This is a genomic window from Phycicoccus sp. M110.8 (genome assembly GCF_032464895.1).
GTDB lineage: Bacteria > Actinomycetota > Actinomycetes > Actinomycetales > Dermatophilaceae > Pedococcus.
This window is the reverse complement of record NZ_JAWDIC010000002.1, coordinates 98,715-112,497: the sequence shown is the minus strand read 5'-3', so window position 1 is coordinate 112,497 and position 13,783 is coordinate 98,715. Positions and strand designations below refer to the sequence as shown.

Annotated in this window: 10 protein-coding genes and 1 tRNA gene; 6 read left to right on the top strand and 5 right to left on the bottom strand. The window is 71.9% G+C overall.

Translation table 11 applies throughout. From position 1 onward, the window contains the following. Positions 1 to 16 precede the first annotated feature (16 nt). Positions 17 to 1,357 carry an OFA family MFS transporter gene (locus RKE38_RS12015; RefSeq protein WP_316007726.1) on the top strand — a complete coding sequence of 447 codons (1,341 nt, stop codon included), beginning with the start codon at positions 17 to 19 and terminating at the stop codon, positions 1,355 to 1,357. 9 nt (positions 1,358 to 1,366) lie between these two features. Here RKE38_RS12015 and RKE38_RS12010 read toward each other — a convergent pair whose 3' ends face one another. Beyond that, positions 1,367 to 1,789 carry a rhodanese-like domain-containing protein gene (locus tag RKE38_RS12010; protein ID WP_316007725.1) on the bottom strand — a complete coding sequence of 141 codons (423 nt, stop codon included), beginning with the start codon at positions 1,787 to 1,789 and terminating at the stop codon, positions 1,367 to 1,369. After that, positions 1,786 to 2,775, bottom strand: coding sequence for a selenide, water dikinase SelD (selD, locus tag RKE38_RS12005; protein WP_316007724.1), 990 nt, complete (start codon positions 2,773 to 2,775; stop codon positions 1,786 to 1,788). Before selD ends, RKE38_RS12010 begins: the two co-directional genes overlap by 4 nt. Positions 2,776 to 2,998: 223 nt before the next feature. Between selD and RKE38_RS12000 the strand changes: the two genes are divergently transcribed. Then, positions 2,999 to 3,094 (top strand) — tRNA-Sec (locus RKE38_RS12000). A gap of 35 nt (positions 3,095 to 3,129) precedes the next feature. After that, a complete protein-coding gene (selB, locus tag RKE38_RS11995; protein WP_316007723.1) occupies positions 3,130 to 4,893 on the top strand; it encodes a selenocysteine-specific translation elongation factor in 1,764 nt (587 codons plus the stop codon). 15 nt (positions 4,894 to 4,908) lie between these two features. On the opposite strand, the gene RKE38_RS11990 is transcribed toward selB, so the two are convergent. Then, positions 4,909 to 6,030 carry a winged helix DNA-binding domain-containing protein gene (locus RKE38_RS11990; RefSeq protein WP_316007722.1) on the bottom strand — a complete coding sequence of 374 codons (1,122 nt, stop codon included), beginning with the start codon at positions 6,028 to 6,030 and terminating at the stop codon, positions 4,909 to 4,911. 47 nt (positions 6,031 to 6,077) lie between these two features. Here RKE38_RS11990 and RKE38_RS11985 point away from each other — a divergent pair, with 47 nt between their 5' ends. Continuing rightward, positions 6,078 to 6,515 (top strand): SRPBCC family protein, encoded by a 438-nt coding sequence (locus RKE38_RS11985; protein ID WP_316007721.1) that lies wholly within the window; start codon positions 6,078 to 6,080, stop codon positions 6,513 to 6,515. Positions 6,516 to 6,638: 123 nt separating this feature from the next. Here the strand turns inward: RKE38_RS11985 and RKE38_RS11980 are convergent, their stop codons facing one another. Both RKE38_RS11980 and RKE38_RS11975 read right to left on the bottom strand, forming a co-directional pair. Then, positions 6,639 to 8,918: a hypothetical protein gene (locus RKE38_RS11980; protein ID WP_316007720.1), complete on the bottom strand. Its 2,280-nt coding sequence runs from the start codon at positions 8,916 to 8,918 to the stop codon at positions 6,639 to 6,641. 165 nt (positions 8,919 to 9,083) lie between these two features. Then, positions 9,084 to 9,725 carry a GNAT family N-acetyltransferase gene (locus RKE38_RS11975; RefSeq protein ID WP_316007719.1) on the bottom strand — a complete coding sequence of 214 codons (642 nt, stop codon included), beginning with the start codon at positions 9,723 to 9,725 and terminating at the stop codon, positions 9,084 to 9,086. Positions 9,726 to 10,137: 412 nt separating this feature from the next. On the opposite strand from RKE38_RS11975, the gene nrdR reads away from it, so the two are divergent. After that, positions 10,138 to 10,650, top strand: a complete 513-nt coding sequence (nrdR, locus tag RKE38_RS11970) for a transcriptional regulator NrdR (protein WP_310155804.1) — start codon at positions 10,138 to 10,140, stop codon at positions 10,648 to 10,650. Positions 10,651 to 10,751: 101 nt separating this feature from the next. Next, entirely contained in the window at positions 10,752 to 13,679 is a 2,928-nt protein-coding gene (locus RKE38_RS11965) for a vitamin B12-dependent ribonucleotide reductase (RefSeq protein ID WP_316007718.1), read from the top strand. The last annotated feature ends 104 nt before the right edge of the window (positions 13,680 to 13,783 follow it).

The window sequence follows — 13,783 nt, the reverse complement described above, 5'->3', positions numbered from 1 at the left end:
GAGAAGGGAGAGCGCATTGAGCGACAGCACTCGCAGCACCACGGTGGGGTCCCCGGGCCCCGCCGCGCCCGCCACCTCGGGCCGGACCCACAACCGGTGGGTCATCCTCGTCTGCGCGATCCTCGTCCAGCTCGCGATCGGTTCCGTGTACGCGTGGAGCGTGTTCGCCAAGGCGCTGCAGGAGCCTGACGCGTTCGGCTGGTCCAAGGCGAAGGCCGCGGTGCCGTTCAGCGTCGTGCTCGGCATGATCTTCATCGGCAGCTTCGTCGGGGGCCGGCTGCAGGACCGTCGCGGCCCGCGCGTGGTCGCCCTGACCGGCGGGATCATCTACAGCGTCGGCGTGATCCTGGCGTCGTTCGCGACGAACAAGGACATGTTCTGGCTGCTGGTGCTCGGCTACGGCGTCATCGGCGGCTTCGGCCTCGGCATGGTCTACATCGTGCCGATCGCCATGCTGCAGAAGTGGTTCCCTGACAAGCCCGGCCTCATCACGGGGCTGGCCGTCGCCGGCTTCGGCTTCGGCGCGGTGATCACCGCACCGGTCGGCCAGGCCCTCATCGACAACACCCCGTCGCAGCCGACCAAGGCGTTCCTCTGGCTCGGCATCGCCTACCTCATCGCGCTGCTGATCGGGACGACGTTCTTCGCCAACCCTCCTGCCGCGACGGGCGCGACAGCAGCCGCGACGGCCGACCGCTCGGCCGCCCCGGCTGCGGCGAGCGCCGCCGACCCCGTGTCCGGTGAGCCGGACTTCGAGACCAACGAGGCCCTGCGGACACCGCAGTGGTACCTGCTCACCCTCATCCTGACCATGAGCGTGACCGCCGGGATCTCGCTGATCGCCGTGGCGGCAGGCAGCGCCACCGACATCGCCGGGTACTCCAAGACGGCGGCTGCGAGCCTTGTCGGCATCCTCGCCGTCTTCAACGGCGGTGGCCGCATCCTGTGGGGCTGGCTGTCCGACCTCGTCGGCAAGATGCCGGCGTTCCTGGGTATCCTCGGCATCCAGGCCGTCTGCCTCCTGCTCATCCCGCACGCCAGCAACACTGCACTCTTCGCGATCCTCGCCGCACTGATCTACACCTGCTACGGCGGCGCGTTCGGCACCATGCCGTCGACCGCGGGGCGGTTCTTCGGGGTACGCAACGTCGGCGCCATCTACGGGCTCATGCTCGTCGGCTGGAGCATCGGCGGCATCATCGGGCCACTGCTCATCGCGAGCCTCATCGGCGACACCAAGTCCTACACCAAGGGCTTCACCGTCATCGGGATCATCACGATCGTCGCGATGGTCATCCCGCTCATCACCCGCAAGCCGCACCACGACGGAGCGCGCGCAGCGGCCACCACCCGCTGACGGGTTGGACTACTCGCGGACGTCTGCCGGCCCGTCGTGGGTCGGCAGACCCGCGTGGAGCCACGCTTCGACGCCACCGATGACGTCGGTGGCGTCGAGGCCGAGCTGTCGCAGGGACGCCGCGGCGAGGCTCGAGCTGTAACCCTGCCGGCACAGCACCACGACCAGCCGAGCGGGGTCGCCCGCCTCCGGGATGCGCCACGGGCTCGCCGGGTCCAGGCGCCACTCCAGCACCGTGCGGTCGATGACGAGCGCCCCGGGCAGCTCGCCCTGCCGGGCCCGCTGGGGTGCGGTGCGCGTGTCCACGAGCAGCGCACCGGCCTGCACCGCCTCGTATGCCGCGTGCGGCGTCAGCCGGTGCAGCCCCGCCCGGGCCCGGGCCAGCATCGCGTCGACGCCGACTGCGACATCCACCCGGTCCTCGACGGTCACCGGACCACCAGCACGGCGTCGCCGCGGGGCACGAACTCGCCGATGACCGGCGCCCCCTGCACCTCGCCGGCCAGCAGCAGCCCGCCGCTGGTCTGGGCGTCGGCGAGCAGGACGAGCTCGTCGTCGTCGACGGATGCCGACAGGCTGGGGCGCACCCAGTCGAGGTTGCGCCGGCTGCCGCCTGGGACGAAGCCGGCGGCGAGGGACTCGCGCGCGCCCTCGAGGTAGGGGACGGCGGCCGCGTCGACGACAGCGGTCACGCCGGAGGCGCGAGCCATCTTGTAGAGGTGGCCGAGCAGGCCGAACCCGGTGACGTCGGTCGCCGCCTCGATCCCCGCGTCGAGGGCGGCCCGGGACGCCGCTGCGTTGAGGGCGGCCATCGAGGCGATCGCGTGCTCGAACACCTCACCGGTCGCCTTGTGCCGGTTGTTGAGCACTCCCACGCCGAGCGGCTTGGTGAGCGAGATCGGCTGGCCGGCCCTCGCGGCGTCGTTGCGCAGCAGGCGCCTCGCGTCGGCAACGCCCGTGACGGCCATGCCGTACTTGGGCTCCGGGTCGTCGATGCTGTGGCCGCCCGCCACCGGGCAGCCCGCCTCGCGCCCGACGTCGAGGCCACCGCGCAGCACCTCGCGGGCGAGCTCGACCGGCAGGGTGTCGCGGGGCCACCCGAGGAGGTTCACGGCCACGACCGGGCGCCCGCCCATGGCATACACGTCCGAGAGGGCGTTGGCCGCGGCGATGCGCCCCCAGTCGTACGCGTCGTCCACGACAGGCGTGAAGAAGTCGGCGGTCGCCAGGACGGCGATGTCGCCCTCGATCCAGACGGCCGCGGCGTCGTCGCCGGCGTCGAGACCGACGAGCAGGTCGTCCGAGCCCTCCCCGACGAGGTCGCGGACCATGTCCTCGAGCTCGCCCGGGGGGATCTTGCAGGCGCAGCCGCCGCCGTGGGCGAACTGGGTGAGGCGCAGCGCCGAGGCCGTGGTCATGGCCTCGACTCTAGGTCGCGCTCTGCAACCAAGCAGCCCGACGGTCCCTGCGGCTGGGCGCGTGCGGCCGGTGGGCGGAGCGCGCCCCGCTGCGGCAACCAGGTCCATGTGCGAACTGCGAACCTGGGGTTCGGAACTGCGAACCCCAGGTTCGCAGTTCGCACGACCCAGGGAACGCCGGGCGGCGCAGCAGCGGCCAGGATCGCCGACTACGGTGGGGCCCGGAGGTGTCAGGGTTCCTGGTGGTCCCCCCGGTCTTCAAAACCGGTGAGACCGAGCATCTCGGTCTGGCGGGTTCGATTCCCGTCCACCTCCGCCACAGTCGTCCCGGCATGCGCGCGAGGAGGAGAGCAGGTGCACGTCCTCGCCACTGCCGGGCACGTCGACCACGGCAAGTCGACCCTGGTCCGTGCGCTCACCGGCATCGAGCCGGACCGGTGGGCGGAGGAGCACCGTCGCGGCCTCACGATCGACCTGGGCTACGCGTGGACGACGCTGCCCTCGGGTGAGGAGGTCGCCTTCGTCGACGTGCCGGGTCACGAGAGGTTCATCGGCAACATGCTCGCCGGCCTCGGGCCGGCGCCCGCAGTCGTCTTCGTGGTCGCCGCCGACGAGGGCTGGCGCACCCAGTCGGCCGAGCACCTCGCCGCGGTCGACGCGCTCGGCCTGTCGCACGGACTGCTCGTCGTCACGCGCAGCGACCTGGCGGACCCTCGCCCGGCCCTGGCCGACGCGGGTGAGCGGCTGGCCCGCACCAGCCTGGGTCGCGTCCCCGCCGTCGCCGTGTCTGCGCGGACCGGGGAGGGCCTGGACGCCCTGCGTGAGCAGCTGGACGCGCTGGTCGGCCGCCTGCCGACGCCGGACCCTGCGGCACGGGTGCGGTTGTGGGTCGACCGGGCCTTCAGCATCAAGGGCGCAGGGACGGTGGTCACGGGAACGCTCGAGCAGGGCACCCTCCGGGTCGGCGACGAGGTCGAGGTGGGGGGCCGGCGGCTGCGGATCCGCGGGCTGCAGTCCCTCGGACGGCCACGAGACGCGGTGGGCGCCGTGGCCCGGGTGGCCGTGAACCTGCGCGACGTGGCTCCGGACGACGTCCCCCGCGGGACTGCCGTGCTGACCCCCGGCGCCTGGCACCCGACGACCACGCTCGACGTGCGCACGAGCAGCGACCCCACCGAGCTGCCGGGGACGGTCACGCTGCACCTCGGCACGGTCGCCGTCGAGGCGCGGCTGCGCCCGCTCGCCGGCGACACGGCACGGTTGACGTTGCCGCACCCCCTGGCCCTCGTGGCGGGCGACCGCGCGATCCTGCGCGAGCCCGGCGGCCACCGCCTCCTCGTCGGAGCGCTGGTCCTCGACGCGGACCCTCCGGCCCTGCGCCGCAGGGGCGACGGCCGTCGCCGGGGCGAAGCCCTGGCAGCACACGCCAGCGTCCCTGACGTTGCCACGGAGGTCACGCGCCGCGGTGCGATGCGCCGGTCGCACGCTGCAGCGCTCGGACTGGATCCCGCCACCACCCACCCTGACGTCGTGGTCGAGGGCGACTGGCTGCTCGACCGGTCAGGCCTCAGCGGATGGGCCACGGCGCTCGCCGAGGCGGTCCGCGCCAGGGCGCAGGCGGAGGCGCTCGACCCGTCGCTGCCGGTGGAGGCGGCCCGGGCGCAGGCCGGCATACCCGACGCGGCGCTGGTGCCGCTGGTGGCGGCGACGGCCGGGCTCGAGGTGCGCAGCGGACGGGTGTGGCTGCCCGGTGTGGCAGGTTCGCTTGGGGAGGCGGAGGAGGGGCTGCGGGCCATCGAGGCGCGCCTGCAGGAGGACCCGTTCGCGGCGCCCGAGCGGCCCGAGCTCGAGGCCGCCGGCCTCGGACCCCGGCAGCTGGCGGCCGCGCAGCGCCTGGGCCGGGTGCTGCGGCTGCCCGACGACGTGGTGCTGCTGCCGTCGGGACCGGCGCAGGCAATGCGGCTCCTGGCGGCGCTGCCTCAGCCGTTCACGGCGAGCGACGCCCGGCGCGCGCTCGGCACGACCCGGCGGGTGGTCATCCCGCTGCTCGAGCACCTCGACGGGCGCGGCTGGACGCGCCGCGTCGACGGCACCCTCCGCGAGGTCGTCCGCCGCTGAGCCCGTGGATCCGGCTCAGCCGCGCCAGAGGGGCGGCGTGCCCTCGTTCTCGGCGTACGCGAGCTCCCGCTCGAGGAAGCCGGCGAGCCGCTGGGCGGCCAGGCGCACCGACGTCCGGCGCGCGCGCGACAGGCTGGGGGCGAGCCGGACCTCGACGTCCACGGTGCTCGCCGAGACGGTGCGCTTCCACAGCCCGACGTTCTCGCCGTCGGCCAGCACCATCGCCCAGAACGGGTCGGTGCGCTCGGCATACGGGTGGTCGGGCGCGGCGGGGAAGCCGACAGACGGGTACGTCAGCACCACCTCGTCGTAGGTCGGGAAGAGGTATGCCGTCGGCGCGGCCGGGCTGCGCCGCGGCACCGCCTCCGGGTCGTACCAGTGCGGCTGCCCGTCGACCTCGACCTGCTCCAGGTCGTCGCCGAGCTCGGCCAGGGCGGCCCTGGTGTCGGCGACGGTGAGCGAGGACCAGCGGGTGAAGTCCCTGACCGTCGCGGGTCCGTGCCCGGTGAAGAACCGCCTCACCAGCTCCACCAGCGCCTCGTCGCGGTCCTTCGCCGGGGTGGGGGCAACCACCTCGTCGACGAGGGCGTAGGTGTGGTGGACGCCCTGCATCGGGCCGGAGCAGATGACCCCGCGCAGCTCGGCGACGAGGAGCAGGTGCCCGAGCCGCTCGCCGGGACCGATGGGGGAGCCCAGGCGCACCAGCTCTGCGCCGAGGTCGGCTCGGGTGCGGAAACGCCTGTCGCGCAACAGGTCGGCGAGCTGCTCGACCCCCGCGTCGACGACCCCGGCCTCGTCGAGGCCCAGCTGGCGGTGGCGTCCGGCCATGCCCGCCAGCACCCGGGGCGAGGTGAGGTCGAGGATCCAGCGCAGGTCCTCCGGGCGGACGAGGTGCCACGTGGGCCGCAGGATGTGGGTGCGCAGGAAGGCTCCGGCGTCGTGCTCGCGGCGCACGGCGGCATACGTCGACCGGCGCGAGCGCATGGCCAGGGAGTAGAAGGCGTGGTCGCGCTCCTGGCCCTGCACGCAGGTGAGCAGCTCGACGACGTCCGCCGCGGTGGGCAGCGGCGCCGAGGAGAGCCGTTGCGTCGCCAGCCGCAGCGCGAGCACGCGCGAGCGGTCCAGCGCCGTCACCATGGGCTCATCCTGTAGGAACTCGGGCCCTTCTGCGCGACCATGGAGGAATGGAGCAGAGCACCACCATCGACGTCGCGGCCCCGCCGAGCCGGGTGTGGGAGGTGGTCACCGACGTCGAGCACTGGCCTGACTGGACGCCCACGATGCGATGGGTGCGCAGGGTCGACGAGGGGCCGCTGCGGACCGGGTCGCAGGCCAAGATCAGCCAGCCCAAGATGCCCACCGTCGACTGGACCGTCACGGAGATCGAGCCGGTGGACCACTTCACCTGGGTGAGCACGTCGCCGGGAGTGCGGACCACCGCGAGCCACTCGGTCGAGGCCCTGCCCGGCGGCGGCACGCGGGTGCGGCTTTCGATCGAGCAGGGCGGCCCGCTGGGGTCGGTCGTGCAGTGGTTCTACGGCAACCTGACCGATCGGTACCTCGCGATGGAGGCCGCCGGGCTCAAGGAGCGGTGCGAGGGAGGAGCCCGCCCCGCGGCCTGAGGCCATGCGATGAGTTCCCGCGGGTCGGCGGGTCCACCTCCCTGACAGGCAGTGGACCTCAGACGGCGCGAAGGAGCTCGACATGGGGACGGTCACGGCAGGCACCACCACGTCGGTCGACGGCTACCGGGCGGTGAGGTCGTGACCGCCCTGCCCCGGCTCAACGCCCGAGCCCGGCGCGCCCTCGCGGCCGCCGGCATCAGCACCCTCGACGACTGCGTGCGCGAGGGGCGCAGGGCCGTCGCCGACCTCGGGCTGGATGACGCCAGCCTGGCCCTGCTCGACGAGGCGGTCCTGCGTGCCGGTGCCGGCGAGGTCGGTGCTGTTGCCGACGGCTCGGGAGTCGGCCGACGGAGCAGCCGCGGCAGTGACCGCGACGGGGGCGTCGTGCTCGCCGGCTGACGGACCACCGTCAGGGGCGGGGACATTCTGCTCACCGATTGAAGGGCCGGCGTCCGGCACAGGCACGCCACGAGCGGCCCGGCGGCGGCGACGGCGTCCCACCCACCGCAGGGCGAGCACGAGCGCGAGCAGCACCAGCACGGCTCCCAGCAGCAGTCCCGCCCCGACGAGCGTGGCCCGCCCAGCACCGGTCCGTGCGTCAGCCAGCGCGGCATCGGCGGCGGTGGTGTCGCCCTTGGCGATCGCGGCCTTCGCCCGGTCGAGGTCGGCTCCGGGCTGCAGGACCAGGTCGCCGAGCCGCGCGAGCGGGCCGGCCGAGTCGACGTCGGACCGCGTCGACCGGAACGAGGTGGCCTCCCGCACGAACGTCCCCAGCCGCGCACCCACCTCGCGGTACTCGCTCGTCTCGTCGGCCGACTGGTAGGCCGCGCGCAGCGGCGCCACGTCGATACCGGCCGCGGTCGCAGCCGCCTGGGCGGCCTTCGCCTGCGGCCCGAGTGCGCGGGTCAGCGCCATCTCCCGCCCGGCCCGGGTGAAGTCCCAGTCCGCCATCGCCGTCCGGACCCCGCGCGGCAGCGACCACGTCCCGTCGGCGGCGTCCTGCGCGGCATACGCGGTCCGGGCGGAGGCACGCGCCGGCAGGAGCGCCTTGCCCTGGGAGTCCAGGACCCACCGGCTCATGAGCGCCTTGGTGCCGGTGTTGCCGCCGAGCACCTCGAAGAGGTCGTACGCCTGGCGCCAGGTCGTCGCGTGCGTCGTGATGGTGCGCTCGCCGGGGGCGTCGTAGACGGTCTTCGTGGTCGTGAGGGCCTTGATCAGCTGCGGTCGGGCGACCGCGCGGCTGCCGGCCACGAGGTCGTGCACCACGCGCCACGACGCCGGGTAGGCGTAGTCCTCGGCCGCGCCCGCCCGGTTCGACCCCTCCCAGTCCGCCAGCGGGAACGCGGACTTCTGGGTGGGGGAGACCGTGGGGTGCCTGGTGTCCTTCTGGCCGGTCGCGGCGGTGGTCTCGGTGGCGAGCTCCTGCGCCAGGCCCTCGGTGAGCCAGCGGTCGTCGAGGTGGTCGAAGTTGGCCCAGGCGTGCGACAGCTCGTGCGCGAGCAGAGCCGGGTCGAGCGCCTCCGACACGTCGATCCGGCCGCGCTCGTAGCTGCCGTCCCAGCCGTAGACCTGCCCGCTGAAGTCCTCCGTGATCGTGGTCGAGCGGTTCGGCCACGGCTGGCCGGTGAGCCGCTCGAGGGTCGTGACCGAGGTCGGGAGCCGGCCGGCGATGTAGGACGACCACCGCGTGTCGCCGGGGAAGGCCTGGAGCGAGAACGCGTACTGGCCGACCTTTACGTCGCGCTTGACGATCTGGGACGGGTCGCGCAGCGACAGCTGTGTGTAGAGGCCGTCCGGTCCGCCGCCGTGGATCGTGGCGACGCGGGTGTCGCCACTGCCGGACTCGGTGTAGTCGAGGCCCAGGTCGAGGGTCATCCAGCGCGGGGAGACGACCTCGATGGTCGCGCGCCCGGCGTCACCGGGGGAGTAGACGTCGAACGCGGCATACCCTTTGCCGACGCGACCCGGCTGGGACGAGCGGACCGGCGACCCCGGGATCGTGTACGTCAGCGTGACGGTGCGGGTCTGCCCGTAGCGCAGGTCGCTCGGGAAGCTGATGTCGGCGTAGTACTGGCCCTTCTGCCGGACCACCTTCACGGGGATGGACGAGCCGTTCGAGGTGCCCTTCAGCGACTTCACCGCACTCGGCAGCCACACGCCGTAGCCGGTCCAGTAGAAGTACCGCGTGGCTGTGGACGGCTGCTCGTTGGTGACGGTGACGGTCTGGGTGACCTTGACCGGTGAGCCGTCCTCGCAGACGACGTAGCGGGTCGTCCCGCTCTCGCCGAGGCCGCCGCTGGCCAGCGCAGCGCTCGGCGCGAGCACGGTCGTCCCGGCCCCGAGCGCGGTGGCCGCGACGAGCGTGAGCGCCGCGGTCCGGATGCTTCCCCCCAGATGCATGGCCGCAGTATGACCCACCTCCTCGACAGCGCGGGGCGCGTTCGTCTGTGCACACACCTGCGTGCCACTGCGCAGAGATCTGCTCCCTGCGCAGTGACACGCTCGTCTGTGCCGCAGACCTCCGGGTCGCAGCGCGCCGGCTCGGTCGGGTTCGGGCGGGCTCGGTCAGGCGAGCTCGCGGCGCATGACCAGGCGGGGCATGCCGCTGGCGGTCGCGGCGGTCGTCCCCACCACCTCGAAACCGACCCGCTCGAACATCGCCCGCGTCTCCACGAACGCCATCGTCAGGTCCATCCGGCCGCCCTCGGTGTCCACCGGGTGGGCCTCGACGGCGGGCGCACCGCGGCTCGCGGCATACGCCACCGCACCCTCGAGCAGGTGCCCGGTGACGCCCTGCCTGCGGTGCCCGGACCGCACCACCACGCAGACGATGCTCCACACGGGGCGGTCGTCGACGGGCGGCATCAGCTTCGACCGGGCGAGCCGGGTGATCTCCGAGCGGGGGCCGATGTTGCACCACCCCACGGGCACGCCGTCGGCATACGTCACCACCCCCGGTGGGTTGGGGCGCTCGCAGAGGGATCGCATGGCCTGCTCGCGGGCGGTCGGGCCGTCGCCGCCGAGGTCGCGGATCTCCGCCGTGGTGAGGCGGTGCGACAGGCACCAGCAGTGGGTGGCCCGGCGGGTGCGGTTCACCACGTCGGCGAAGTCCTCGAACCGGTCCGGCGTCACCGGGTGCGTCTCCCACACGACCTCGCCCTGCCTGACCTGCGTGGTGTGCCCGCGCGCACTCCCTCTGCTCCCCATGCCCTCAGCAAACCACCCCTGCACGACAGCGGCCGTCATCACCAGATGTGGGGGAGCGGCCACCTGGCCCGACCCACATCTGGGGGTGCCTCCATAGTCACACCAGCCCCACAGACACCACTTCGGGCGTGTCGCGCGCGGCCTCCACAGGCCCCTGACCTGCGGCGATGCAGACTGCCTCGGACGAACGGCGGAGTTTCCCGGAACGACTTGCATCGCCGCCGCCAGCGATGCAGACTATCCCTACATCTAGTGGTTACACGGCTGTAGTTCATCCACATGTAGTGCACAGGGCGAAGCCGGTTACCCACAGACTCTCAACAGGTAGTCCACACGTCCGTCCCCAGGCGCCGGCCCGCACGACCGGCCACGACACCCCGGGACGGGCACATCAGCAGGGGAGGAGACCGGTATGCACTGCCCGTTCTGCCGGCACACCGACTCCCGCGTCATGGACTCGCGCACCACCGACGACGGCAGCTCGATCCGCCGCCGCCGCCAGTGCCCGGAGTGCGGTCGCCGCTTCACGACGATCGAGACCGCGAGCCTCACGGTGACCAAGCGCTCCGGCGTCAGCGAGCCGTTCAGCCGCGCCAAGGTCCTCGCCGGCGTCCGCAAGGCCTGCCAGGGCCGCCCGGTCACCGAGGACGACCTCGCCCTCCTCGCCCAGCGCGTCGAGGAGTGCATCCGCCAGCAGGGGCAGGCCGAGATCGAGGCCCACGAGGTGGGCCTGGCGATCCTCGGGCCGCTGCGCGAGCTCGACGAGGTCGCCTACCTGCGCTTCGCGAGCGTCTACCAGGCCTTCGACACCCTCGAGGACTTCGAGGCCGCCATCACCCTGCTTCGCGCCGAGCGCGACGCGACCGGCGAGGAGCCCCAGGCGGCTCCGGACCACCAGAGCAAGGCCGGTATGCCGCCGGGCTAGGCCCGCGGCATACCCGCCTGACCATCGCCCGCACCGGCTGTCGGTGCTCGTTGAAACCATTGCAACCAATGCACCACCAGGGGACCAGGGAGGCCCACACCATGACCGAAACGGCAGGCGCACGTGCAGGTGCGCGCAAGAACTCCTCCAGGGGAGTGAAGGTCGAGCGGATCTACACCACCCCCGGTGTGCACCCGTACGACGAGGTCACCTGGGAGAAGCGTGACGTCGTCCAGCAGAACTGGAAGACCGGCGAGGTCATCTTCGAGCAGCGCGGTGTCGAGTTCCCCGACTTCTGGTCGGTCAACGCCTCCACCATCGTCACCACCAAGTACTTCCGTGGCGCCGTCGGCACCCCGCAGCGTGAGCAGAGCCTCAAGCAGCTCATCGACCGCGTCGTGCTCACGTACGTCAAGGCCGGCAAGGACCACGGCTACTTCTCGACCGCCGACGACGCGGAGCTCTTCGAGCACGAGCTGACCTACGCCCTGCTGCACCAGGTGTTCAGCTTCAACTCCCCGGTCTGGTTCAACGTCGGCACCAAGAGCCCCCAGCAGGTCAGTGCCTGCTTCATCCTCGCCGTCGACGACTCGATGGACTCGATCCTCAACTGGTACAAGGAGGAGGGGAAGATCTTCCAGGGCGGCTCCGGCGCCGGCCTCAACCTCTCCCGCATCCGTTCCTCCAAGGAGCTGCTCTCCTCCGGTGGCACCGCCTCCGGCCCGGTCTCCTTCATGCGTGGCGCCGACGCGTCCGCGGGGACGATCAAGTCCGGTGGCGCGACCCGTCGCGCGGCCAAGATGGTCGTGCTCGACGTCGACCACCCCGACATCGAGGAGTTCGTCGAGACCAAGGCGCGCGAGGAGGACAAGATCCGCGCGCTGCGCGACGCCGGCTTCGACATGGACCTCGGCGGCAAGGACATCACCTCCGTCCAGTACCAGAACGCCAACAACTCGGTCCGCGTCAGCGACGAGTTCATGCGCGCGGTCGAGGAGGGCACGACCTTCGGGCTGCGCGCCCGCCAGACCGGTGAGGTCATCGAGGAGGTCGACGCCCGCGAGCTGTTCACCAAGATCGCCAAGGCCGCGTGGGAGTGCGCCGACCCGGGCCTGCAGTACGACGACACGATCAACGACTGGCACACCAACCCCGAGACCGGCCGCATCACCGCGTCCAACCCGTGCTCGGAGTACATGTCGCTCGACAACAGCTCGTGCAACCTGGCGTCGCTGAACCTGCTGAAGTTCCTCAAGGACGACGACACGTTCGACGCCGCGACCTTCCAGAAGGTCGCCGAGCTCGTCATCACCGCGATGGACATCTCGATCTGCTTCGCCGACTTCCCGACCGAGGCGATCGGCAAGACCACGGTCGACTACCGCCAGCTCGGCATCGGCTACGCCAACCTCGGCGCGCTGCTCATGGCGACCGGCCACGGGTACGACTCCGACGGTGGCCGTGCGCTCGCCGCCGCGATCACCTCGCTGCTCACCGGTGCCGCCTACAAGCGCTCCGCCGAGATCGCCGCCGTGGTGGGTCCGTATGCCGGGTACGCCCGCAACGCGGACGCCCACAAGCGCGTGATGCGCAAGCACCAGGCCGCCAACGACGCGATCCGCACCCTCGACGTGATGGACAAGGGCATCCACCAGGCCGCCACCAAGGCGTGGGACGACGTCGTCAAGCTCGGTGAGAAGAACGGCTACCGCAACGCCCAGGCGTCGGTGCTGGCCCCGACCGGGACCATCGGCTTCATGATGGACTGCGACACCACCGGCATCGAGCCCGACTTCTCGCTGGTGAAGTTCAAGAAGCTCGTCGGTGGCGGGTCGATGCAGATCGTCAACCTCACCATCCCGCGCGCGCTGAAGAAGCTCGGGTACACCGAGGAGACCATCGAGGCGATCGTCGAGTACATCGCCGACAAGGGTCACGTCATCGACGCCCCCGGCCTCAAGCCGGAGCACTACGAGGTGTTCGACACCGCGATGGGCGCCCGCGCGATCAGCCCGATGGGCCACGTGCGAATGATGGCGGCGGTCCAGCCGTTCCTGTCCGGCGCGATCAGCAAGACGGTCAACCTGCCCGAGGACGCCACGGTCGAGCAGATCGAGGACGTGCACCTGCAGGGCTGGAAGCTCGGCCTCAAGGCGATCGCGGTCTACCGCGACAACTGCAAGGTCGGCCAGCCGCTGTCCGACGGTGGCTCGGCTGCCAAGGACAAGGCCGCTGACAAGGCCGCCGAGGCTGCCGCCCCGGTCGTGGAGAAGGTCGTCGAGTACCGGCCCGTCCGGCGCCGGCTGCCCAAGCGTCGCCAGTCGCAGACCACCTCGTTCGCGGTCGGCGGGGCCGAGGGCTACCTCACCGCCGGGACGTACGAGAACGGCGAGCTCGGTGAGCTGTTCCTCAAGTTCGGCAAGCAGGGCTCGACCCTGGCCGGCGTGATGGACGCCTTCTCGATCGCGGTGTCGGTGGGCCTGCAGTACGGCGTGCCGCTGGAGACCTTCGTCGAGAAGTTCACCAACCTGCGGTTCGAGCCGGCCGGCATGACCGACGACCCGGACGTGCGGATGGCACAGAGCCTCATGGACTACGTGTTCCGCCGGCTGGCACTGGACTACCTCGACTTCGAGACCCGCTCGTTCATGGGGATCCACACGGCCGAGGAGCGCGCGCACCAGCTCGAGACCGGCTCGTACGAGCTCGAGGCCGCCGCGGACGACGAGGACGAGGCCGAGGCCGAGTTCGAGACCCTGTCGCAGTCGACGCCGGTCACCAAGGCCGAGCCGAAGCACGACGCCAAGGTCGAGGGCAAGACGCTCTCCGCCGACGCGGTGAAGAGCGGCGCCGGCGCTGCCTCGGCCCGCGAGGTCTCGGTCGAGGTCCACTCGTCCGCCGAGCTCCTGGAGAAGTTCCAGGGCAAGGCCGCCGATGCCCCGATCTGCATGACCTGCGGCACGAAGATGCGCCCGGCTGGCTCCTGCTACGTCTGCGAGGGCTGCGGCAGCACCAGCGGCTGCAGCTGACCTAGCCAGTCAAAGGGTGGGCCCGGAGCGATCTTCGCTCCGGGCCCAACAGCCGCATCGGAAAGGGAGGGCGGATGGATGCTCTACAAAAACGCCTTCGTCCT